The 21038-nt window shown below is 58.1% G+C and carries 22 protein-coding genes; 10 read left to right on the forward strand and 12 right to left on the reverse strand.

What is annotated here, in order from left to right:
* Positions 1–45: 45 nt before the first annotated feature.
* From CLR77_RS02430 to CLR77_RS02440, 4 genes are all read right to left on the reverse strand, one after another.
* Positions 46–486, reverse strand: a complete 441-nt coding sequence (locus tag CLR77_RS02430; RefSeq protein WP_097458985.1) for a DUF4124 domain-containing protein — start codon at positions 484–486, stop codon at positions 46–48.
* A 103-nt stretch (positions 487–589) separates the two neighbouring features.
* A complete protein-coding gene (locus CLR77_RS02435; RefSeq protein ID WP_097458986.1) occupies positions 590–886 on the reverse strand; it encodes a hypothetical protein in 297 nt (98 codons plus the stop codon).
* Between the two features lie 101 nt (positions 887–987).
* The gene (locus CLR77_RS19965) at positions 988–1182 is read right to left on the reverse strand and encodes a hypothetical protein (RefSeq protein ID WP_143269351.1); all 195 of its coding nucleotides are present in this window, start codon (positions 1180–1182) and stop codon (positions 988–990) included.
* Between the two features lie 132 nt (positions 1183–1314).
* Positions 1315–1590: a hypothetical protein gene (locus tag CLR77_RS02440; RefSeq protein WP_097458987.1), complete on the reverse strand. Its 276-nt coding sequence runs from the start codon at positions 1588–1590 to the stop codon at positions 1315–1317.
* 243 nt (positions 1591–1833) lie between these two features.
* On the opposite strand from CLR77_RS02440, the gene CLR77_RS02445 reads away from it, so the two are divergent.
* From CLR77_RS02445 to CLR77_RS02465, 5 genes are all read left to right on the forward strand, one after another.
* Positions 1834–2328, forward strand: coding sequence for a DUF4124 domain-containing protein (locus CLR77_RS02445; protein WP_097458988.1), 495 nt, complete (start codon positions 1834–1836; stop codon positions 2326–2328).
* A gap of 97 nt (positions 2329–2425) precedes the next feature.
* A complete protein-coding gene (gene hemH / locus CLR77_RS02450) occupies positions 2426–3511 on the forward strand; it encodes a ferrochelatase (protein WP_097458989.1) in 1086 nt (361 codons plus the stop codon).
* Positions 3512–3623: 112 nt separating this feature from the next.
* A complete protein-coding gene (locus CLR77_RS02455) occupies positions 3624–4991 on the forward strand; it encodes an HD-GYP domain-containing protein (RefSeq protein ID WP_097458990.1) in 1368 nt (455 codons plus the stop codon).
* Positions 4992–5137: 146 nt separating this feature from the next.
* Positions 5138–5332 carry an EAL domain-containing protein gene (locus tag CLR77_RS20170; protein ID WP_227519820.1) on the forward strand — a complete coding sequence of 65 codons (195 nt, stop codon included), beginning with the start codon at positions 5138–5140 and terminating at the stop codon, positions 5330–5332.
* 143 nt (positions 5333–5475) lie between these two features.
* Positions 5476–6678: a Bcr/CflA family multidrug efflux MFS transporter gene (locus CLR77_RS02465; RefSeq protein WP_097458991.1), complete on the forward strand. Its 1203-nt coding sequence runs from the start codon at positions 5476–5478 to the stop codon at positions 6676–6678.
* Positions 6679–6726: 48 nt separating this feature from the next.
* Here CLR77_RS02465 and CLR77_RS02470 read toward each other — a convergent pair whose 3' ends face one another.
* Positions 6727–7839, reverse strand: a complete 1113-nt coding sequence (locus tag CLR77_RS02470) for an alkane 1-monooxygenase (RefSeq protein WP_097458992.1) — start codon at positions 7837–7839, stop codon at positions 6727–6729.
* A gap of 170 nt (positions 7840–8009) precedes the next feature.
* On the opposite strand from CLR77_RS02470, the gene CLR77_RS02475 reads away from it, so the two are divergent.
* Positions 8010–8696: a GntR family transcriptional regulator gene (locus tag CLR77_RS02475; protein WP_097458993.1), complete on the forward strand. Its 687-nt coding sequence runs from the start codon at positions 8010–8012 to the stop codon at positions 8694–8696.
* Here the strand turns inward: CLR77_RS02475 and CLR77_RS02480 are convergent, their stop codons facing one another.
* A complete protein-coding gene (locus CLR77_RS02480) occupies positions 8697–9515 on the reverse strand; it encodes a DUF2726 domain-containing protein (RefSeq protein ID WP_097458994.1) in 819 nt (272 codons plus the stop codon).
* Positions 9516–9702: 187 nt separating this feature from the next.
* Entirely contained in the window at positions 9703–10272 is a 570-nt protein-coding gene (gene efpL, locus CLR77_RS02485; RefSeq protein ID WP_097458995.1) for an elongation factor P-like protein EfpL, read from the reverse strand.
* 174 nt (positions 10273–10446) lie between these two features.
* On the opposite strand from efpL, the gene mtgA reads away from it, so the two are divergent.
* Positions 10447–11145, forward strand: a complete 699-nt coding sequence (mtgA, locus tag CLR77_RS02490) for a monofunctional biosynthetic peptidoglycan transglycosylase (protein ID WP_097458996.1) — start codon at positions 10447–10449, stop codon at positions 11143–11145.
* Positions 11146–11234: 89 nt separating this feature from the next.
* Entirely contained in the window at positions 11235–12218 is a 984-nt protein-coding gene (locus CLR77_RS02495; protein ID WP_097458997.1) for a metallophosphoesterase, read from the forward strand.
* A gap of 5 nt (positions 12219–12223) precedes the next feature.
* Here the strand turns inward: CLR77_RS02495 and CLR77_RS02500 are convergent, their stop codons facing one another.
* From CLR77_RS02500 to CLR77_RS02515, 4 genes are all read right to left on the reverse strand, one after another.
* Entirely contained in the window at positions 12224–15931 is a 3708-nt protein-coding gene (locus CLR77_RS02500) for a DUF1631 family protein (protein ID WP_097458998.1), read from the reverse strand.
* 176 nt (positions 15932–16107) lie between these two features.
* A complete protein-coding gene (locus CLR77_RS02505; protein WP_227519776.1) occupies positions 16108–16602 on the reverse strand; it encodes a CDP-archaeol synthase in 495 nt (164 codons plus the stop codon).
* Between the two features lie 18 nt (positions 16603–16620).
* Positions 16621–18024: a class II fumarate hydratase gene (locus tag CLR77_RS02510; protein WP_097459000.1), complete on the reverse strand. Its 1404-nt coding sequence runs from the start codon at positions 18022–18024 to the stop codon at positions 16621–16623.
* A 103-nt stretch (positions 18025–18127) separates the two neighbouring features.
* A complete protein-coding gene (locus tag CLR77_RS02515) occupies positions 18128–18403 on the reverse strand; it encodes a hypothetical protein (RefSeq protein ID WP_097459001.1) in 276 nt (91 codons plus the stop codon).
* Between the two features lie 493 nt (positions 18404–18896).
* Here CLR77_RS02515 and CLR77_RS02520 point away from each other — a divergent pair, with 493 nt between their 5' ends.
* Positions 18897–19820: an alpha/beta hydrolase gene (locus tag CLR77_RS02520; protein ID WP_097459002.1), complete on the forward strand. Its 924-nt coding sequence runs from the start codon at positions 18897–18899 to the stop codon at positions 19818–19820.
* Between the two features lie 130 nt (positions 19821–19950).
* Positions 19951–20706, forward strand: a complete 756-nt coding sequence (locus CLR77_RS02525; protein ID WP_097459003.1) for an FFLEELY motif protein — start codon at positions 19951–19953, stop codon at positions 20704–20706.
* Here the strand turns inward: CLR77_RS02525 and CLR77_RS02530 are convergent.
* Positions 20685–20966, reverse strand: a complete 282-nt coding sequence (locus tag CLR77_RS02530; RefSeq protein ID WP_097459004.1) for a polyhydroxyalkanoic acid system family protein — start codon at positions 20964–20966, stop codon at positions 20685–20687. The genes CLR77_RS02525 and CLR77_RS02530 overlap by 22 nt on opposite strands.
* Positions 20967–21038: the final 72 nt, after the last annotated feature.

A 21038-nucleotide genomic window follows, 5' to 3' on the forward strand; every position in this document is an offset into this window, starting at 1 on the left:
AAATAAACTGACCGGTTGTCCTGTCATCGCAAGCCCTATGCCTCCTCAAACACCCTGGCATTCCCGAAATCGCGCTGACTCCAACGCCCGGACCTTGGCGTGCAGACGATTGCCCTGAGGTTCACGATACCCCGCCCGTAACCGTGCCTCGATGACCTCGATTTCGTGACGGTAATGCGCGCAACGACGGATCAACATGGCCCGATGTTTCTGTACGCTGGCTGACGAGCGTCGCTGGGCACGCGCCCTTTGTGCGGTTCCCTCCGAACTTTTTGGTGCGTGGCGCAATTGACCGCTGGATGTAATCACGTTGATATCGGGCAAGGCGGGCGGTGTTAGCACCTTGGCTTTCGCGGACGGCGGCGCTTCATCCGAGTAATGGACAAGGCCGCTTTGATCAACCCATTTGTAAATCCGGGCCTGAGCTGTTTGGCACAGCAGGGCAAACGCACAAAGCGCGAACTGCAGAATCATCCATTGACGCATGTCGAACTTCCATGTCGATACAGGGGGTATTCACCTTCAGACTTCAGTAACGACAACACTATAACGGGAACGGCCCCCGACAAAAACCCATGCCACAGCGGCCCTATCCAAAAAGGCGCTCCCAGCAGGCATCTCCACCAAACACCAATTCAAGGCTTTCTCGCCGGGGCCTGCGGCAGGGGAGTGCTTTGAACTCTGTCGCGATTCCGGCAGTTGCTGGCGAAAAATAGGCATTCACCGAGCAGTGCAGATCGCCGCCACCGAGGAATTGCGTGAAAACAGCCATATCAGAGGGCTCCCCGTACTGACGGTAAGTATGCGCGAAGACCGGTTCGATACGACTGAGAACTGACTGGGCGGTGATGCCATCGCCCAGCGGTAAGAGAAACCATGTATCCATAACAGACGCTCCGACGACTTATAGACTCATCAGAAAAGACATATTAAGAATGCACGGCGAAGAGCGTATTTGCGAGTTTTGGGTGACGGTCCGGAAATGAGCTAGACCATGCTGGCAAACAGCATGTCCATGTAGGTCTCGGCGTGGGGTAAATGGCTAAAGGATTTGATGGCACCTTCCCCTTCCACCTCGACGGCATAGTAGGTATTGCTGACTTCATCGTCGCAAAATTCGGTCACGTGCATTACACGCAATACGCCTCGCTCCCGAACCACTGTTTTGACGACTGACGTCATAACTTCCCCCTTTACGTTCGACGGGGAAGCAGTATATTTTTTAACCAAATTTTTGAAATATGCGCTTATCCGTACGTAGTATCCGGACTCTCGCCCTCCTTCAGGTCTAAAACATATTGAATATCAAAGACATTATGCCGCCTGATCTCTGGCAGCAGCTCGGCGTGATTTGACCGAGCGATGCAGAATATTGCCTTCAAGGTCGAGATATTCCGCACCACACAAGCGTCCGCCAAACGCTTCCCAAAACCGTATTCGTGCGACCTGGCGGCCGTCACTATCCCATTCGCCGAAATACATCACCGTGTATGGCAACTCCCTAACGCCACTCGCGGCAATAGCGGGTTCTACCTGCAGTCGATGCGTTTTATCGATCTCGAACAGCCCATGCAATATGGGTTTCGTCATGTTTTCCTCCCCTTTGGCGCTCGCAGTCATCCACGCACTAACGCCGCAGTTAGCTGAAAATTCGGTTTTGTTATCCTCCCCTGAGCAAGAGCGGTCAATCCGCTTTCGGACTAGACTGTTCGAAAATTGACCAGGATCATTATGTCGGCGTCACAACCATTAACTTAGTGGTAATCCCCACTATGTCCGATGTCCCTGGCCCCTTAGGCTGAATCGTTTATTGCCCGCAGGTCTCCGCTGAACATGAAAACCGTTTACGGAATCTTACGCCCGCTATGTTTACTGGCACTGCTGAACTCCCTCCCTGCCAGCGGGGCGATCTTCCGCTGCGTGGACTCACAAGGAACAATCTATTCAGACACACCTTGCGGCCCTTCCGCCAAGCAGATCCAGGTGCCAGACAATCGAATCGGCGGCAGCTTCGGTCAGGGAGTAGTGCCTTCCGAATCCCGACCTGAAAAGCCAGGTCCAACGCCTGCGCCCAAGGCGGAATCTCCCTGCAAAAGCTTCCTGTCCACAGACCTGCGTCACTACATCATCGGCAAAGACATCGTCCCTGGGATGAAAGCAGAAGACGTGCGCAAATCCCTGGGTTCACCGGCCAGGATCGAATCCGGCTGGGAGGAAACCTGGGTTTACACCGACATCTATCATGGCTATATCATCGAATCCCAGCGCATCGTGTTGCGTGAGAACTGTGTGGTGCGGGTCGAGAAGATCGGTCCGCAATTCCGGTAAGATACAGATCATTGCGACGGCAGACATCCGGAGACCCCGATCTCACGTACATTGATACCGGCCGTTCCCCATCACCACCGACAGAAGTGCAGATATCATGCGTTATCAGGGCGTAGCAGATTTCTCCCACGGTCAACCGACCAAATTGGGCGTTCTCATCACCAATCTGGGTACGCCCGAGGCACCGACAGCCTCCGCTCTCAGACGCTACCTCAGTGAGTTTCTCTCCGACCCCCGTGTCGTCGAAGCTCCCCGCCTGATTTGGTGGCTGATTCTGCACGGCATCATCTTGCGCCTGCGTCCCAGGCGCTCGGCAAAGTCCTATCGCAAGGTATGGACGGAACAGGGGTCACCGTTACTGGTGCACACCGAGGCTCAGTGCGATGCTCTCCGTAAAGCGCTCAAACAACGCTGGGGAGACCACATCGAAGTGGCATTTGCCATGCGCTACGGCAACCCCTCCATCCCCGATACGTTGACCCAACTTCAAAACGCCGGCGTTCGCCAACTGCTGGTCCTACCGCTGTATCCGCAATACTCCGGCTCCACCAGCGGCTCGACCTTCGACGCCCTCGCCCGGGATTTTATCCAGCGCCGCTGGCTACCGGACTTACGTTTCATCAGTCACTACCCGGACTTCGGACCTTATATCGAGGCCATGGCAACGCGAATTCGCCGTCACTGGGAAACCGCGGGCAGGGCTGACCGGCTGATCTTCTCCTTTCATGGCGTGCCCCAGCGTTACCTGAGAAGCGGAGACCCTTACCATTGCGAATGCCATAAAACCGCCCGTTTGCTGGCGAAACACTTGGCACTCGGCGAGAGCGACTATCTGGTCACCTTCCAATCCCGCTTTGGCCGGGAGCCCTGGTTGCAACCCTATACGGACGAAACACTCAAAGCGTTGCCAGCGACAGGCGTCCGTTCCGTCCAGGTTTTCTGCCCCGGTTTTTCCGCCGACTGCCTGGAAACACTGGAAGAAATCGGGGTCGAGAACCGGGACTACTTCCTGCAGGCTGGCGGTGAGCGTTACGAGTACATCAGTGCTCTCAACGCATTACCGGAACATATCGACGCACTGGCCGCCCTGATCGACTGTAATTTGGCGGGCTGGAAGGTGCCGGACAAGGCTACGGTGGAAGCACAGAAGGCCCTCGCGGTGGCCATGGGCGCGGCAAAATAGGCCAACGAAAACGAAACATGTCGCCAAATGCTAGATTTTCTTTGCCAACAATTAGCTTTCGACTAAATTAAGGGAGTCGTTAAACGCCTATCACGAGCGAGTTATTGAGAAAATGAGGGATTACGATCTCAATACACCGGACGCCTACGCAGGTCACCTGGCGGACGTCAACGAGAGCATTCAGGTCGTTGCCACTGAGGACATCTACAACAGCAATGGTATGTTGTTGATTAAGAAAGGCCTCGATCTGAAGCCCGATATTGCCCGCCGTGTCTTGAACCATAAACTGGTCAAGCCGCTGGAAATGCAGGTTGATGTTGAAGAGACGGTAGGCGCTCAGCGCCTATACGAAGATATCAGCAGCTTGATCGAACATTTTGCCGACTGTAAAACCATCCACCGCACACTCAAACTGGACAACCCGCTCGTCCTCGAATGCCGGCACTATGCCGAATATGGGCTGCTCAGACAGAAAATGACCGTCATGGCAGAACGCCTGCCGCAGTTTTACCAGAAGGCCCTGTTCTGTGCCTGGTTTTCACTGGCTCTCGCCCGACAACTGAAACTTTCGCCCCTCAATTGCGAAGCGAGTTTCCTTGCCGGGCTGACCCACGATATCGGCCTGTTGCATATCGATCCGACCATACTGGAAAAGCAGAGCGATTACACCGCTGACGAATGGCGCGCCATGCAGAGCCATGCGGTCATCGGCGACATGATTCTCTCCCACGTGGAGGGACTACCGGAAGCCACGCGCCGTGCCGTCAGGGAACACCATGAGCGCTCGGATGGCAGCGGCTACCCGCAGGGTCTGTTTGAAGAGCAAATGAGGATCGAAGGACAGTTGGTGGCGATGGCAGACATGCTGCTTGCGATCGCCGAAAAGCGCCAGCAGGACAGCCCGCAAGCCCTAAGCCTCAGCGACTTGATTCCGGTCCTGCAAATCAACAGCACCGTGCACACCGCACAAGCGTATGCGGCGACGATCAATACGTTGAAACTGCTCGAACATGCCCCTTCGCCGTCGGTCGACCTCGCCCTGCTCACCGAAACCGTCAGCCGGCTGCTGACGCAACGCTGTGAGCTGGAAAAGCGCTTTGAGCAACTACACAGTCTGAAGCCTCACCTCGGTAGTGATCGCCAGCAGCATCATCAGCTGCGCAGTGCCCGCCTTATCCTGCAACGGCTCTGGATCACCGTCACAGGTTCCGGCCTGCTTAGCGACCCGCTCGCGCGTTGGCTGGAGCATGTCCGCCAGGAAGGGCTCGAAATCGCCGCCCCCGAACTGGCGGAGATTACGCTGATGTATCAGGAGCTGGACTGGCAGCTCAAACAACTGGCGCGAGCGATGCACCTCGTCTCCCACGACGTGGATGAATTACCAGACCAGTCTCGACAAAGTATCCGTCAGGTGGTCGACCCCCTCATACCCGCCCAGGCAGGCGCTGAACAGGCCATGGCCTGGCACAGCGCCATATGATCTTGCAGGCGAGGTGCTGGGAAGAGCGTATTGAAAATTGTCGGCGCTGGAGGAAATTCGCGCCATCCGCGCCCTAGGTATCCCCTGCGCGCTCGACGACTTCGGCACTGGCGCTTCTTCATTCGGCTATCTGAAAAACCCGGGAAATTACCCGTTCGGTCATGGCCATGGCGCGAGCCCTGGGGCTCAAGGTCGTGGCAGAAGGCGTGGAAACCGACGAGATCTGGCACATCATGCAAGATCAGGGATGCGATTTCGGCCACGGCTGGCTCTTTGGAAAACCGGTGAGCGACATCGACTACCTCCGCCTCGTGGGAACCGCCACCAGCGCAGCCTCCTAATCCCGCCGAAAATCCATTAGCTTGCAAATCACTTGGTTTCGTTAGACGATGCCGGCGGCGCCCTGAGCGACAGAGTTCTCTCAATTCCGAGTGCGTCATCGCTGCAATACCGACGATTCTCGATACGACCAGACGACATACCGATGCCAGAATCCGCTTCCAAAGGCCTGATCCTTCTGCTGGGCGCCTTGACCGCCTTTGCGCCCATGTCCATCGACATGTACCTGCCCAGTTTTCCGCAATTGGGGCAGTCACTCCAGGCAAGCCCGGGTGCCGTCCAATTCTCCCTGGCGATTTTTTTCATCGGATTATCGGTAGGACAGGCTATCTACGGCCCCCTCTCCGATCATTACGGGCGCCGCCCATTGCTGCTGATCGGCATCAGCATCTACATTCTGGCCTCTATCGGCTGCAGTCTGGCGACCGACATAGAAACCCTGATTGCCATGCGACTAATGCAGGCGCTGGGAGGCTGCGCCGGCGTCGTTCTCGCCCGCGCCGTCGTGCGGGACCTGTTCGATTACCGGACCGTGGCCCGCGTGTTCTCAGCGCTGATGCTGGTGATGGGACTGGCCCCCATACTGGCCCCGCTGCTGGGCGGCTGGGTGCTCACTCATTACGGCTGGCGCGCGATCTTCATCATCCTGACGCTGTTCGGTTTTGCCTGCCTGGTGGGTGTGATATTCGGCCTGAAGGAAAGCCGGCCAGCTGCAACGGTGCAACCGCTACACCTGGGACGCACCTTACGTACCTACCTTAGCCTGCTCCGCGATCCACTCTTTCTGGGCTATGCCCTGGCCGGGGGCGTGTCCATGGCGGGCATGTTCGCGTATATCACCGGATCTCCGTTCGTTTTCATTCAGCTCTATCATGTTTCCCCCAGCCACTTCGGCTGGCTGTTCGGACTGAATGCGGCGGGATTTATCGCCGCCTCGCAGATCAATGCGAGACTGCTATCCCACTGCTCTCCGGAAGCACTGTTGCGGCCGGCACTGAAGGTCGGAGCGCTCTGCGGCCTCATCCTGTTTGCCTGCGCGGCCACCGGCTTTGGCGGGCTGGTGGGATTGATGGTGCCGTTGTTCTGTTTTATCGCCTCACTGGGCTTCATCAACCCCAACAGCACGGCAGGCGCCCTCAGGCATCAGGGACATCAGGCCGGTTCCGCCGCCGCCTTGCTCGGCGCCTTCCAGTTCGGCGCCGCCACACTCTCCGGCGCCACTGTCGGGCTGCTGCAGGATGGCACCGCACGTCCCTTGGGCGGCGTCATTGCCGTTGCCACTGTGATCGCCTTCCTGGCACATGCACGACTGATTCCCAAAGATCAGACAGCGAACGACTCACATTAAAAAACGCCGAGCGGAATTAACCGGTCGACGTTTTTGGCGGAAGCCTGCTCAGGCCAGCTGGTGCTCTTCACCCTGGTAATACGCCAGCACCCTGGGATTCATCACCCGCTTCCACAGCGGTGGTACCAGTGCCAGCAGGATCATGGTGGCATAGCCGGCCGGCAACTGGGGCGAGACGTCGTGATGGCGCAGCACCTGATAACGCCGCTTGGCATAGGCATGGTGATCACTGTGGCGCTGCAGATGGAACAGGAACACATTGGTCAGGAAGAAATTGGAATTCCAGCTGTGTTCCGGCATGGTCCGCTCATAGCGGCCGTTTTCCAGTTTGCGGCGATGCAGTCCGTAGTGCTCCAGGTAATTGACGATTTCCAGCAGCGTAAAGGCGACGAAGCTCTGCACCACGAAGAAGACAGCGCCCTGCCAACCGAATGCCAGGCTGAAGCCCACCAGCAATGCCAGGCTGATCCCATACCACCAGATCAATTCGTTGCTCAGGCTCATGGGTGACTGCCCTTTGCGCTTCAGACGCGCAGCCTCCAGCTTCCAGGCATTCATGAAGTTATGCCGGTAGGCGTGAGGCAGGAACTGGTAAAGCGACTGGTTGAAGCGCGCGGAGGAGGCATCTTCCGGTGTCGACACATGTACATGATGTCCGCGAACGTGCTCCACCTTGAACCCGGCATAGGTCACCATTGCTAAAAGGAGTCCACCGCTCCATTGTTCCAGACGACTGTCCTTGTGAATCAGTTCATGGGCAACATTAATACCCAGGCCGCCCACCATCCCCATCGACATAACCCACCCCAGGACACCGGCCGGACCGAACGGTTCTGACAGCAGAATATGGCAGCTCCAAACGAGCAGAACGCCGTACAGCGGCACCCAGGCCAGCGTCAGCACCTGATAGAAGCGCTCCTTCTGCATACTCGGCACCTCGACTTCTTCGTCAGGGTTGAGCGCATCCTTGCCGAGTATCGCGTCCAGCAACGGGATAACACCGAACACCACCACCAGGGTTCCCCAGGCGAAGGCGTCCAGATGACCAAAAGTATGACCGCCCCACAGGCTGAGCGGCAGTAACAGGAGAGGCAAAAGGGCAATGAGAAAGCTGAACTTTTTCAGGTGAAGCAGAATTCTGTGTTTTACGGCGTCCGACATGGTGCTGTCCTCTGCAATCGAAACCGGATGTCTTGTTGTGTGGTTACGTTACGATGGCATTGACGGATTGTCAAACAATTAGACTGACGCATCGATGAATTGTATTACTTTTTAGTGGTCGCTATAGTGAGACATCATCGATGCGCCCTCCCGTCCAGCCAGGAGTCTTCATGGAATTCAAAGCACCGGATACGTTGGCCGAGCAACTTGCAAACTACCTCGGACAGCGAATCATCATGGGCGAACTACCTGCTGGCGAACGACTGCATGAACTCTCGATCGCCAACCAGTTGGAAGTCAGCCGCGGTTCAGTGCGTGAGGCGCTCTATATTTTGCAGCGGCGCCACCTGATTACCATTTTGCCGCGCAAGGGCGCTGAAGTGATGCCGCTTACGGCACATAGCGTAAAATCGCTGTATCGGGTATATGCCCATTTGCTGGAGTTGCTGGCCGATGAACTCGTGGGCTGTTGGCAGGAAAAAGACAAGGTGGCGCTGCTGGAACGTGTATCCCAGGTGAAACGATTGATCGAGAGCAACCCGCGGGATGTACCCCGCATCGTGGAAGCCTCATTCGACGTCATGGAAATCTGTTGTACGGTGGTGGGCAACCCGTTCCTGCAGGAAGCGCTGGAGAACTTCAAGCCGGCAATCAGCCGCACCTATTACCTGAGCATGGAACGCTTTCGCAGCGAGATCGAGAGTACCCGTGACTTCTTCGATACCCTGACGATCGCCGTGCTGGCGCGTGACCGCCAAGCGGCGCGGAAAGCGGTTCAGCGTTTCGGCGAACACCAATGCGAAATGATTCTGACATCTGTCGAAACACAGGAAGAAGGCTCCCGACAGAGAGCCTGATCAGTCTTGGGCGGCTTCCGCGCCGGTACCGTTGGTAATCGTCGAACACTGGGGGTAACGACTGCAGCGCCAGCGGCTGTCTTCCGGCGACAGTTTTTCCATGGGCGCGTAGCAGCGCGGGCAAAGCCGCTGACCGGCCCGGTCTCGCAAGACATCAGGAGCTTCAACGCTGCCCGTCGCAGCCGGTGTATCGTCCGCTTCCGGCTCAGCCTCCGGCAACTCGTCAGGCACCGGAGCTTCCACCAGCAGGGGAGAATCCTGGGGCTCCTGATCGGGCGTATCAACCGCCTCGCTCCGGAACAGCACATATCCCGTCAATCGTGCTGCCAGTCGTTCCGGCGTCACGTCGTTCTGAAGTGAGACCCTAACTATCGGCAGTTCGCCCTTGTCCCAACCGGTGTCGAGCGCACTGCGCGTAGACGGGGTCTCCAGTTCATCACGCCATACAATGCCACAAACCGGCCCCCAATCACTTTGCCGGCAAACCAGCAGTTCTATACGAACGCTCGCCAGGTAGGCACTGCTCACCGTCGTGGACGGAACAACAAGATCACTGAGGCGTACCTTGGCCAGTATGCGATAGTGGTTCGGCGCAATAATGCCGTCCAATATCTGGAGAATGTGGTGCTCGGACGCATTCAGTACGCTCCCTTTCAAACGCAGCTGCGCCAGATCGGCACCGGGCTGCGCCCCGGATACCCGAGGCTTGGGCCGAATGCCAAAGAGCCCCCTGATCACGCTAACGATCAGCGCTGCGCCGCCAACAAACAGCAAAACCAGGAGCAGCAACAGCACCAACGGGAAAATCAGTATCTCCATACAGTCGCACGCCTCACCAGACCACTTGCCGGCCAACCTAAACGCCAGCCTTGGCGCCTCGACAGACACCCCCTGTCCCAGCCGACCGACGATATGCGCGCCCTGGGAACAGGGCACATTTGATCAGGAATACCAACCCGTTGCCATTACAAGAGCGCCAGCCCTCCTCACCCCGATGCCGTGCGCCTTAGTCAGCACGCCCCATGAAACGGCGTTCGACGGTGTGGACTTTCACTCTCTCGCCAGGCTCCAGGTATTCCGGCACCTGAATCACCAACCCGGTGGCAAAGCTGGCGGGCTTGCTGCGGGCACTGGCAGACGCCGCTTTCATCGCTGGAGCCGTATCGACAATGGTCATCTCCACCGACGGCGGCAGCTCCAGACCGATAATCTCATCCTCAACCTTACGCAGGCTCAGCCCCTGGATATCGTCGGTCAGGAACAGCAGCTCGTCCTCGATGTCCTTGCGCTTGAGGCTATACTGGGAAAAGTCCTCGGCATCCATAAAGACATATTCGTCGCCGTCGACGTAGGAGAGCGTCACCGGCCGGCGGGTCATCTCGACCGTCGTCAGCACATCGTCACCCTTGAAACGTTCTTCCTGCTTCAGCCCGGTACGCACGTTGGAGAAACGCACCTTGTAAAGGGTCGCTGCGCCCCGCGCACTGGGACTGTGGACTTCAATATCGCGAATCAGCAGAAGCTGGCCGTCGAGCAGCACGACGTCGCCGCGCTTGAGTTCGGGAGCCTTAGGCATAGAAACCTCATCAGGTTGAACGGATGCGCGCATTGTATGACAAGTTCGCCACCGGACGTCAGCCTCCCGTATGATGAGAAGAGGCGGACGCTTCGGGTTTTACGGGAAGCCGTAATATCAGGGCCTGCATCAGGGTGATAGGGTCTGCGCGGAATGGCAAAACGACGCTCATAAATGCGAAAGGCAATTCGACGGTTCATCAAGCGCGGACTCTGGATCGCCCTGGCAATCTTTATCGGATTGCAGGCGTGGTATGCCGCGCATATCTGGTGGTGGCGCACCCATAACCCGGCGTACACCGCCGTGATGCAGGAGCGCCTCATCCAACTGCGTCAGCGGAATCCCCACGCCCGGCTGGAGCAACATTGGGTCGCCTATCGCCAGATCTCGCCCTCTCTCAAACGTGCCGTTATCGCCGCCGAAGACGCCAAATTCATGACCCACTGGGGTTTTGACTGGGCCGGTATCCGACATGCGCTGGAGACGGATATACGCCACGGCGAACTCCGAGCGGGAGGTTCAACCATCAGTCAGCAGTTGGCAAAGAACCTGTTGCTCTCCGAAAGACGCTCCTTCCTGCGAAAGGGCGAAGAGGCCCTCATTACACTGATGCTGGAAGGCATGATGAGCAAACAGCGCATTCTGGAGCTGTACCTGAACACGGCAGAATGGGGTCAGGGCATCTTCGGCATTGGAGCAGCATCAGAACATTACTTTCACTGCACCGCCCAGACTCTGGGGCCGGAGCAATCGGCATTGCTGGCCTCCATGCTGCCCAGTCCCCGCTACTATGACCGCCTGGGTGTGACCACCTGGCTGGCGGAAAAGGCAGGCATCGTTCGCCAGCGCATGCCGGAAGCCCGTATTCCATAACTTGCAGGGAGCGCCAGAGGGCACATAATGGTCAATGCAGGCTCGGCAAGCCATCGATCAGTCACCCAGTTCCGGACAGGGTTAAGCCCATGAATGCGCCCGTCCTCCCCGAGGAGCGTTTCGAGATAACGGATGAATCCACACTCTTCTCAGCCCTGGCCAAGCGCCTGGGCCCCATCCATGCCCGCCAGCGGCTGGGCATAGAACGGGAAAAGGAAGCCCAGGTTTTCGGACAGGGATTGAATTTCTTCCATATCGAAAACTGGTATTCGATTCACGGCGTGATCCGCGGCTGCCTGCGGCTCGTCGGCCTGTTACGACGAGGCGAAACCAATTGTCGCGCCATCAACCTCAAGGAAAACCGCTTCTGCATTCCGGATCTGCCGGCGGCCTTTGAAGGCTTCCGCATCCTTCACCTGAGCGATCTGCATGTCGATATGGACGAGCAGGCACTGGTCGCCATGATCGAAAAGGTGCGGCCCTTGCAATACGATCTATGCGTTTTGACCGGGGACTATCGCCGAGACACCTGGGGTGAAATCGGCCCGGCAATGCATGGCATGGAACGTCTTCGCACCCACCTACGGGGCGACGTACTGGCCGTGCTGGGCAACCATGACAGTATTCGAATGCTACCGCCTCTGGAAGCCCAGGGCTTTCGTCTGCTAATGAACGAACACGTCGTCGTCGAGCGCGGTAGCGACCGGCTCTATATCGCCGGTATCGACGACGCCCATTATTACCGGGTCGACAATCTGCAAAAGGCGGGCGACGGCATACCCTCCGGCAGCACCACGATGCTGCTCAGCCATACTCCGGAAATCTATCGGCAGGCGGCACACGCTGGCTTCGACCTATTCCTTTGCGGCCACACACATGGCGGACAGATCTGCCTGCCTGGCGGCATTCCGCTAACGCTGGACGCGGATTGCCCTCGTTTTGTCGGTCGCGGGTACTGGCAATTCGAAGGGATGCAGGGCTACACCTCAGTGGGCTCCGGCACGTCCGTGGTAAACGTGCGGCTGAATTGTCCACCAGAAGTCACCCTGCACACCCTGACAGCAGGCCCCTGAGGCGGTTAAAGCAGTCCATCGAGCGGGCGAGGCTTTCCCACCCCGAACCCTTGGGCAAAATCCACCCGGATTTCGCGCAAAGCTTCCAGAATCTCCATATTTTCCACGTACTCGGCGATGATGTTCATACCCAGGAAGTGACCGAGTTCGTTGATGGAACGCACCATGGCGTAATTGGTCAGATTGTCGCCCAGATCCCTGACGAAGACGCCATCGATCTTGAGAAAATCCACCGGCAGCTTTTGCAGATAAGCGTAGGAGGCGAAACCGGTACCGAAATCATCCAGAGCGAACTGGCAACCGCTACGCTTGAGCTCGCGAATAAAGTCGGCGGTGTAGTGGAGGTTAGCGACGGCAGCGGTTTCGGTGATTTCAAAGCAGATTTTCTCCGCCGGGACGTCACCGACTTGCATACGCTGCTCCAGGAATGACAGAAAGCCGTCGTCGCTGAGCGAATAACCGGACAGGTTGATATTCAGGCCCCCGATCTGGCCGAGCTTATCGGCATGACTGGCCGCCCACTCAAGCACCTTGTTGACCACCCAGCGATCGAGTCGACTGGAACGGTGGAAGCGCTCGGCGGCCTCGACGAACAACGCGGGCGACCAGTCCCGCCCCGCCTCGCCTTTCAGGCCCAGGAGAATTTCGTAACGGTCCGGCACCCCCTCTTCCAGCGACCGGATGCGCTGGGCTCGCAATTCCAGAGCGTCCTCATCCAGCGCCTTGTCGATCCGGGTGACCCAGGACAGCATTTCCTGCTGGTGCGCCTGATCCCGGTCGCCTTCCCGAAACGGACGCACCCTATTGCCGCCACTACGCTTGGCCGCCGAGCAGGCAAGACTGGCTTGATTCAACAAGGTACCCGCATCCGGGATATCCGACTCAATCAGAACCAGGCCCATGCTGACGGAAGCCTGGAACGCCTGCCCCTCATGATGATAGCGGTGCAGGCTCAGGCGATTGCGCAACTGCTCCGCCAGATCGAGGGCCTGCTCATGCAGGCAGGGGTACAGCAGGAGCGCGAACTCGTTACTCCCCATACGCCCGACCAGATGGGCTCCGGCGAAATCGTCCAGCCCTGCCACCAACACATCCTGAAAGCCCTTAAGCATGGCATCGCCGGCCGCCGTCCCGTAACTGGCGTTGATCACGCTGAACTGGTCGATATCCACCATCAGCAACGCCGCCGAGGCGTGCCTCACCGGGACCTGCAGGACTACCCGTGCTAACTGCTTTTCGAATTCATGACGATACAGGCAGCCGGTCAGGGGATCATGCAACGCCTGACTTGCCATTTTTTTGTAGAGATCCTGCGCCAGCTCGTACAGGCTGCGGTCCACGAACGGGACATCCTGCGCCGCTATAGGTTGCAGGCGCCCCTGCTGGAGCTGGTCAGCCAGTTCGGCAAAACTGTAGGCGGTTTCGTGCAGACCATGTTCCGTCAGAAACACGAACTTATAGGCATCGTCACCGACCCAGACCAGGCTCATACGCTGCGGCCCCTCGTCCGAATCCAGTGTCACCCAGTCGCCAACAGCAAGTTGCTGCGCCCGGTCCGCCCAGCGCCCTGTTTCCGGCGGGCCTTCCGCCGCCGAGTCCTGCGCTTCGCTGAGTGGGTAAGCCGTCAGCCAGACATAATCGACACGCCGTTCTTCCTTGAGGACCGCGTTCAGATGCTGCAGGACCGGCTTGTAGCGAGCGGGCTCACCGGTCGTCACCAGCTCGCGCTCTATCTGCTCAACCAGCGCGGGGGCTTCCAGCTCTCTTTCGAACGCGCTATCACCTTGACTGTCCCGCCCCAGCCAGCCCTGCAGTTGCTCGATCACGGAAAAAAGTGACGCCAGATGGGTGCCGTCTGCCCCTTCTTTCAACAGGGCAAGCACCATCTGCTGTTCCCAGCCCCCCTCCAGCAATTCCAGCAACACCAGAGGTATTTCGCGCCCCGCCAACAGCATATTGATCCGGCGCTGAATCGTCCGGCGCGCATGGTCCAGGCGCTGCTGTCCCTCGCAGGTCTTCGCCACACGCTCTGCGTTGCGGACAAACGCATGCTCCTGCCGCTTGACCAGGGATTCGAGACGATCGCCGATATCCTGCAACTGGGAAGCACTGAGGGTTTCCTCCTGCATGATCTCATCGATCACCGTTGCCAGCATTCTCTCCAGGTTTTTGCTGGACGCCCGGTCGGCCGAGCACAGAGAAACAATGTGATTAAGGATCCGGCGAGCCGGATGCTCCGGGTTTTCCAGAAAGTCATTGTCGCGCAGCAATATCTGCAGCAGCGGCAGGCGCAGTTGCTCCAGCAGCCCCAGAAGGGCCGGCTCTATCCCGTTTTCACCCCGCGACAACGGCGAGAAGAGGCCATCGACAACACTGACCACATCCCAGACGTCCTCTCCGATACCCTCTTTAAGCGGTCGATCCCCGTCGACCACCTCATCCAGCGCCTCTCGCAAGCTGACCTGCTGATGACTCAGCCGGTTACGTAACTGCTGCCGGTGCGTAAACAAGCGCTTACTGACGTCTCGTGGCTCAAGTACGTTCCCCGCCGGCGCCGACACCTCATCACCTCGCCCCATTCGCATCAGGCGTAAAACCGTTCCGCGGTGACGGGGAGAACGGCTGACCGGCACAGTACCCACTGCATCGCGCTCTTCGGCCCGGCCCTCGCCCGTCGACAAAGCGGGACCCGCCTTTTTCGGCACGCGCAACTCAGACCAGTTGGAGCGCATCTTCTCCAGAGGAACCGCCCGCAGCCCTTGCCCCTCGAGCCAGTCAGACAAACGATGCAGAAAGTCTGGCCAGGACTCAGTGAGTGTCTGTTCGAAGGCATGATAAAGGATGGATTTCACGCTGGAAGGGAACTCACGGCGCGCAATGGCATGCTGCAAACATTGGCACAAGACGGTGGGCGCCAACGGGTTATTCTTGTCATCGACATCGCTACCAATCACCTGAGACAGCAACTGGTTGACGATAAACAACTCAGGCCTATGACGATTGGTGACGGCGGTAGCAACCATCTGCAGTTCCAGCCAGTCCTCAAAGAAGACCTTGTCGACCAGGCGGAGATCGACCTGTCGCTGCTTTTCCGTCGCCTCATCCTCGTTCGAACCGGGTTGCAGCCCGGTCCAGTCAGCAAAGAAGTCCCGGTTGATGGCAGGCTCTGCTTCCAGTAACAACAAACGGGCATCGCGCAGCCGGTTGATCTCCTCAAACTGACTGGACGCATCCAAACGATCCTGCAGTGCTTCCAGTGCGAGCCGCTGAAAGTCCGCCAGCAACTGTTTCAGCCAGTCCCGGCTCTGCTGGGCAACGGTTCGCCACAGGCCCCGGCGCTTCGCCGACGAGCGCAGTCCGCCATAGCGCCCCACGTGGGCGTTACCCGGTTCCAGCAAGGTGGACATCAGCTCAGGCGTCGGCTGAACGAACTCGACACCGATGCAGTCGTCGACAACACGTCTGACGCGAGCCAGGACACGGAGATGGGCTTCGGTGCCTGCCTGCTGGCAAAAGAGGTGGACTTCGACAGGACAGTCATCCGACTGGCGAAAGTGCTGGAGCATGCGGTCAGACTCAATATCGGTCACCAGCATGCCGCCTTCACAGATATCGCCCGTGGCGCAAGCGACGGGATTGAACCCGCGCGCCACGACAAAGGCGTCCCGGCAGAGTGGGTGACGTGGATATCGGCGCTGTTCTGACTGCATCATGATGAGTTACTGCCAAATGCCCCGGATATGCGCCGGTCAGCGACTGATACGAGGCTTTCCGTCTCGTTTATTTACAGTGTTATATGTTAGTTATATGCGACGTATAGGACTCTGTCTGCATTTCAACCGATCTTTTGTGCGCCGCGTCAGCCTTTGTCGCCCACTCAATACCAGCCCTAATAAGGACGGCTCCGCACACCCAGTCGAAAGAGCAGCGGAGACGCCATCATCTCCAATGCCATGAACAGTCCTGCAACCAGCACAACCGGCCACCAGGCGTAGTCGAGCCAGTATTTACCCATTAGCAGCGGCAGCAACGCTTCCGGCAACTGATCCAGGCCTGTAGCCCGGGCGCTGGATGCCAACCCCAACCGGCGCTTACAAAAACTGGACAGCAGGTCGCCCAACATACTCAGCAAACCGAACAGGGCGCCAAACAACGCAGACAGCCCAATCAACTCAGCAATCAGGGCACAACTCAGCGTAGCGGTGATCATGCCACGCCATGTTTTGCTGGCCCCCAGTAAAGGGCGCCCGTCGCGGCAACGAAGACCGCCGTCGACCGGCAATGTGAAATGCTTGCCGAACAGGCGTTTCGCCAATACCGGAGAACCGTTGGCGGCAATCAGCAACATCAGCAACTGCAGTGACAACATGACCAATCCCGCCATCTATTCCCCAACCCGCAGTCAGCGCCCCGGCAGACCGCCCCGAGTCATCTTGAGCGGATCAAGAAGCGCCTCGAGCGCCTCCCGCGTCAAGTCCGTCCTTTCGGCAGCCACATCGATAATCGGGCGACCGGATGCGAACGCTTCCTTGGCGATTTCCGCCGCCTTGCCATAACCAATCACGGGATTCAGCGCGGTTACCAGTACCGGATTACGACCCACTGTCGCCGAAAGGTGCGATTCATTGACCTCAAAACCCGCTATGACCCGCTCCGCCAGCAGACGGGCGGCATTGCCCAGCAGCCCGATCATCTCCAGCAGGTTCGCAGCCACCAGCGGTAACATGACATTCAACTGGAAGTTGCCTGACTGGGCCGCCACGGTAACCGCCGCATCCAGGCCGATCACCTGCGCTGCAACCATGGCCACGGCTTCCGGGATAACCGGGTTGACCTTGCCAGGCATAATACTGCTGCCCGGCTGCAATGCCGGCAGGCTGATTTCCGCCAACCCGTGATGGGGCCCGCTGTTCATCCAGCGCAGGTCGTTCGCCACTTTCATGAGCACCACCGCCAACCCTTTGAGCTGGGACGACAGTGCCAATGGCGCATCCACCCCACTCTGGCCGACAAAGCGGTGAGCCAGCGGCTTGAACGGGAAGCCGGTGAGCTTCGCCAGTTCGCCGATACAGCGATCGGCAAAGGCCGGATCGGCATTGATCCCCGTGCCCACCGCGGTGCCACCCAGTGGCACAGACAAAAGATCATCACTGGCACCCTGCAGGCGCCTTTCGGCAGCGGCCAACTGCTCCCGCCAGGTCTGGATTTCCTGCCCCAGGGTGATCGGCATTGCATCCATGAGATGGGTACGTCCGGTTTTCACGATCCGGCCCAGAGAGGGCTCCCGTTCGTAGATCGCGCCTTGCAGATGCGTCAACGCGGGCATGAGTTGCTTCTGGAGTGCCGTAACCGCACTGACGTGAATGGCTGTCGGGATGACGTCATTACTGCTCTGGCTCATATTGACGTCATCATTGGGATGGATCTGGACGCCCTTGCGATCATGCGCCAGATTGGCCAGCACCTCATTGACGTTCATGTTGGTGCTGGTACCCGAACCGGTCTGATAGATGTCGATGGGAAACTGATCGAGATGGTCGCCCGCCAGGATCTGGTCGCAGGCGTCGAGGATGGCCCCTTTGCGATCACCAGACAAAAGGCCTAGGGCGCTGTTGACCCGGGCTGCACAACGTTTGATGCTGACCACCGCCAGGATGAACGCACTGGGCAGCGGTCGTCCGCTGATCGGAAAATTGTCGATGGCTCGCTGAGTTTGCGCGCCCCAAAGTGCCCGGGTCGGAACATTCACCTCTCCCAGGCTGTCCTTTTCGATACGAAAGTCGTCAGAGTCTTGAGCATTGCGCATGGCGGCCTCCCTTTCCTGCCGTTCCTCTGCCCGGAACACCAGAGACTGGGTCAGATGCAGCTGCCGCCTGCCAGACAGCTGCCCAGACCACAGTTTGGCGCTCTCAGCCGTGCTTCAGGCGAACATGATCATAGATTCCGGTAACCTGCTCAAAGTTCAGGATCAAGGTGTGAACCGTATTGGTGTAGGTATCGTGCAGATGAAATTTGAACCGTTTCTGTGTCTGGCCCTGCAGAAACTGGTCGTATTCCCGTGAGAGTTCGCGCACATCGCTGGACGACTCCTTACTCCAGGCTGCATTAAACGGCCCGAGAACGGCGCCGCCCGCCAGACAGATGGTCACTTCATGATTGGTCAAGGCATCTTCGGGGATCTGCATGGGAGCTCCTTCTTCAGCATCTGTATCGGCAAGACCGGCTACGCCGGCTCTTCCAGTGTAACTGCCCAGCCCCCTCGCCGAACAGTCAGACCCAATGATCCAGCGCCGACAGACAAGGTTCCAAATAGATTCCGCAAGATACCTGAGGACAGACTGGAGGTTCCGGTGCCATCCGAGATAGACAGAACGAGGCTGAATTCTGCCAGACTACACCCTGATGAACCCTTCGTGACAGTTACAAAAAATAACACGAACGTACCAATTGCTTTCCTATAATCGAGTGTAAGGCTAGGCCGCAAAAAGAAAATAGCGCTTTAAGAAAACGGTCTAACCATACAACAACGAAGTTGTTTCTCTCACAGGATGTGACGACGAGGCGCAATACCAGAATTTATGGTTTTTTCGACTCCGGTCAGGACATGGTTGTCACAAAATAGAATAAAAACTGTCTTGTCTAAAAATCGTCGTTATGACGATTGAGGAGCCAACCGCCATGAAAGCGAGCCATGCGCGCAAGTTGCTGCAGCCGATCGCGCCGGCCTACTCAGAGATGTTCTCCGGCCGCGTCTTCCGCGTCGGCAAAGGGGCGGTCTCTGTGCGCAACCATAGCGGCAAGGCAGTCCACACGGTTATCGGCGTTCACGGCTTTCTGGAAAATCACTGTTACTTTACCCAGAGCTACCAGTCAGCCACCACAGAGCTGATCCTGATCACCTGCAGCAACTACCATATTCCCGTCAATGGCGTGGAAGTGGAAACACCGGCCTGGGAAGTCCCTATCAAGTACCCAGAAGCCACCATCGAGTACGATGCCTGCCTACTCAATCAGGCACTGGCCAATCTGCCCAGCTCAACCCAGATCCGAGTGCATGGCCACTCTCGCGGCGGCGCGGTGATTCTCGACGCCATCCGCCAGCGCCCGGAGCTCTACCGGGACGTCGAAGTGGTGCTGGAGGCACCAGTACTGCCTCAAGGACGTCTCCACCCGATGGTTATGGCGCTATTGGAACCGGTCAGCAACGGCATGTGGCCCTGGCTGGTCCGGCTGATCAACAGCACGCCATCATCGCCCTACGCCCAGGCGTTCTTCGGCCGCATGAACACCCGCAAGAAACAGCTGTTGAACAAACTCTTCTGTGCCACCCGCGACCACCTCACCATCGTTCGCAATATCGAGAACATCATGGCGTGGATGGAGCACAACGATTACAGCCTGTACAAGAACATTCGCCACGGCACCTTCCTGATTCCGCGCCAGGACCGCATCCTGGACCGCAATGCGATGCTCAAGAGTGCGCGTCACAGTCCCAACAGCGTGCGAATCATCGAGACCGACTCCCCCAGCCATTTCGTCACGCTCGACAATGAAGCCTGGATTCCACCGCTGGAACAAACCGCGATGGCCGCGCATGGCTGAGTGCTCCAGGGCCAAAATCAGGGGCTGAGGCCGTTAACACCCGGCCGATCAACCCCAGATCGATTCATTTTGTTTACAATGCGCCTCCTGAACGGGTTCGTGTCCACTCCCCCATGAGGTAGCACCCATCGTGTACCGCCACAAACTTCTGCACTCGCGCGTGCGCACCGACAACGCCCGCCGCCTTCAGCAGCTGCTGCTGGACTATCACGACTTCCGCAACCAGCAGGCCGCCAGCCCCCAGCAACCGGCTCTCGAGGCACTGAGAACCTGGCAAAGCGAGCGCTTGAAGTCGTCCCACAGGGACCTGTACGAAGACCCGCGCTATCGCGACGGCCTGGATTTCCTGTTGGCCGACCTGTATGCGCCCACGCAATTCACCCGTCGAGACGACGACGTCGACCGTGTTTTTCCGGTGATGGTAAAGCTGCTGCCGGACTCGGTGTTATACACCGTCGCAGAGCTGGTGGAACTCAACCTGCTGAGCCAGCGACTGGATCTGCAATTGACCGAAACCTGGAGCGAACTGGGCCAGCCGCTCGACGAAGCCTCTTATTGCGAGGCATTCCGGCGCTGCGACAACCGCGCCGAACGCCTGCGCCAGATCCAATTGGTCGCCAATATCGGCAACGATCTTGACCGGTACGTCCACAGCCGAACCATCAGTTTCGCCCTTAGCCTGACCGAAGGAGCGGCTGAAATGGCTGGCCTGGGCGAACTGCATGGTTTCCTGCGGCGCGGTTTCGCCGCCTTTCGCGCAATGGAAAGCGTCGACAGCCTGCTAGACCAGATCGTGGAACGGGAAACCGATATTCTGGAAGGGATACTGCAGGGGCGACCGGCACCTTTCAGCGTCCGGTTGGATCAGCCCTTTTCGATCAGATGATCGAGATGCCGGTGAATTTCCTGCTCGATACGACCTTTCAGCGGGCGTAACAGCAAGCCCAGACTGAGACTGACTTCAATCACCGTCGGCCCTACCACCAATTGCCCGCTGGCGCCGGAACGTTTGAAGCGCAGGGTATCGCCCTGCCAGGCGTAGTCGACGTCAAAGCGCTGCGCCAAGTCTCTGGCCAGAGATTCAGCGGCCTCTCTCGCGGCGTGGTGATCCAGAGTGTGATGACGGGTAATTTCGATGGCGGACATGGGACTCCTCATTGCCAGGCCGCCGGCACCACCGCCGGCGCTTCGGATTTTAGCATAGCGGAAACGGGATAC

This window comes from Mangrovitalea sediminis, from assembly GCF_002514725.1.
Classification (GTDB): domain Bacteria; phylum Pseudomonadota; class Gammaproteobacteria; order Pseudomonadales; family Oleiphilaceae; genus Mangrovitalea; species Mangrovitalea sediminis.

Coding starts and splice junctions, on each gene's coding strand:
- CLR77_RS02430 (WP_097458985.1), bottom strand. CDS start 486: ATGCGTCAATGGATGATTCTGCAGTTCGCGCTTTGTGCGTTTGCCCTG.
- CLR77_RS02435 (WP_097458986.1), bottom strand. CDS start 886: ATGGATACATGGTTTCTCTTACCGCTGGGCGATGGCATCACCGCCCAG.
- CLR77_RS19965 (WP_143269351.1), bottom strand. CDS start 1,182: ATGACGTCAGTCGTCAAAACAGTGGTTCGGGAGCGAGGCGTATTGCGT.
- CLR77_RS02440 (WP_097458987.1), bottom strand. CDS start 1,590: ATGACGAAACCCATATTGCATGGGCTGTTCGAGATCGATAAAACGCAT.
- CLR77_RS02445 (WP_097458988.1), top strand. CDS start 1,834: ATGAAAACCGTTTACGGAATCTTACGCCCGCTATGTTTACTGGCACTG.
- hemH (WP_097458989.1), top strand. CDS start 2,426: ATGCGTTATCAGGGCGTAGCAGATTTCTCCCACGGTCAACCGACCAAA.
- CLR77_RS02455 (WP_097458990.1), top strand. CDS start 3,624: ATGAGGGATTACGATCTCAATACACCGGACGCCTACGCAGGTCACCTG.
- CLR77_RS02465 (WP_097458991.1), top strand. CDS start 5,476: ATGCCAGAATCCGCTTCCAAAGGCCTGATCCTTCTGCTGGGCGCCTTG.
- CLR77_RS02470 (WP_097458992.1), bottom strand. CDS start 7,839: ATGTCGGACGCCGTAAAACACAGAATTCTGCTTCACCTGAAAAAGTTC.
- CLR77_RS02475 (WP_097458993.1), top strand. CDS start 8,010: ATGGAATTCAAAGCACCGGATACGTTGGCCGAGCAACTTGCAAACTAC.
- CLR77_RS02480 (WP_097458994.1), bottom strand. CDS start 9,515: ATGGAGATACTGATTTTCCCGTTGGTGCTGTTGCTGCTCCTGGTTTTG.
- efpL (WP_097458995.1), bottom strand. CDS start 10,272: ATGCCTAAGGCTCCCGAACTCAAGCGCGGCGACGTCGTGCTGCTCGAC.
- mtgA (WP_097458996.1), top strand. CDS start 10,447: ATGCGAAAGGCAATTCGACGGTTCATCAAGCGCGGACTCTGGATCGCC.
- CLR77_RS02495 (WP_097458997.1), top strand. CDS start 11,235: ATGAATGCGCCCGTCCTCCCCGAGGAGCGTTTCGAGATAACGGATGAA.
- CLR77_RS02500 (WP_097458998.1), bottom strand. CDS start 15,931: ATGATGCAGTCAGAACAGCGCCGATATCCACGTCACCCACTCTGCCGG.
- CLR77_RS02505 (WP_227519776.1), bottom strand. CDS start 16,602: ATGGCGGGATTGGTCATGTTGTCACTGCAGTTGCTGATGTTGCTGATT.
- CLR77_RS02510 (WP_097459000.1), bottom strand. CDS start 18,024: ATGCGCAATGCTCAAGACTCTGACGACTTTCGTATCGAAAAGGACAGC.
- CLR77_RS02515 (WP_097459001.1), bottom strand. CDS start 18,403: ATGCAGATCCCCGAAGATGCCTTGACCAATCATGAAGTGACCATCTGT.
- CLR77_RS02520 (WP_097459002.1), top strand. CDS start 18,897: ATGAAAGCGAGCCATGCGCGCAAGTTGCTGCAGCCGATCGCGCCGGCC.
- CLR77_RS02530 (WP_097459004.1), bottom strand. CDS start 20,966: ATGTCCGCCATCGAAATTACCCGTCATCACACTCTGGATCACCACGCC.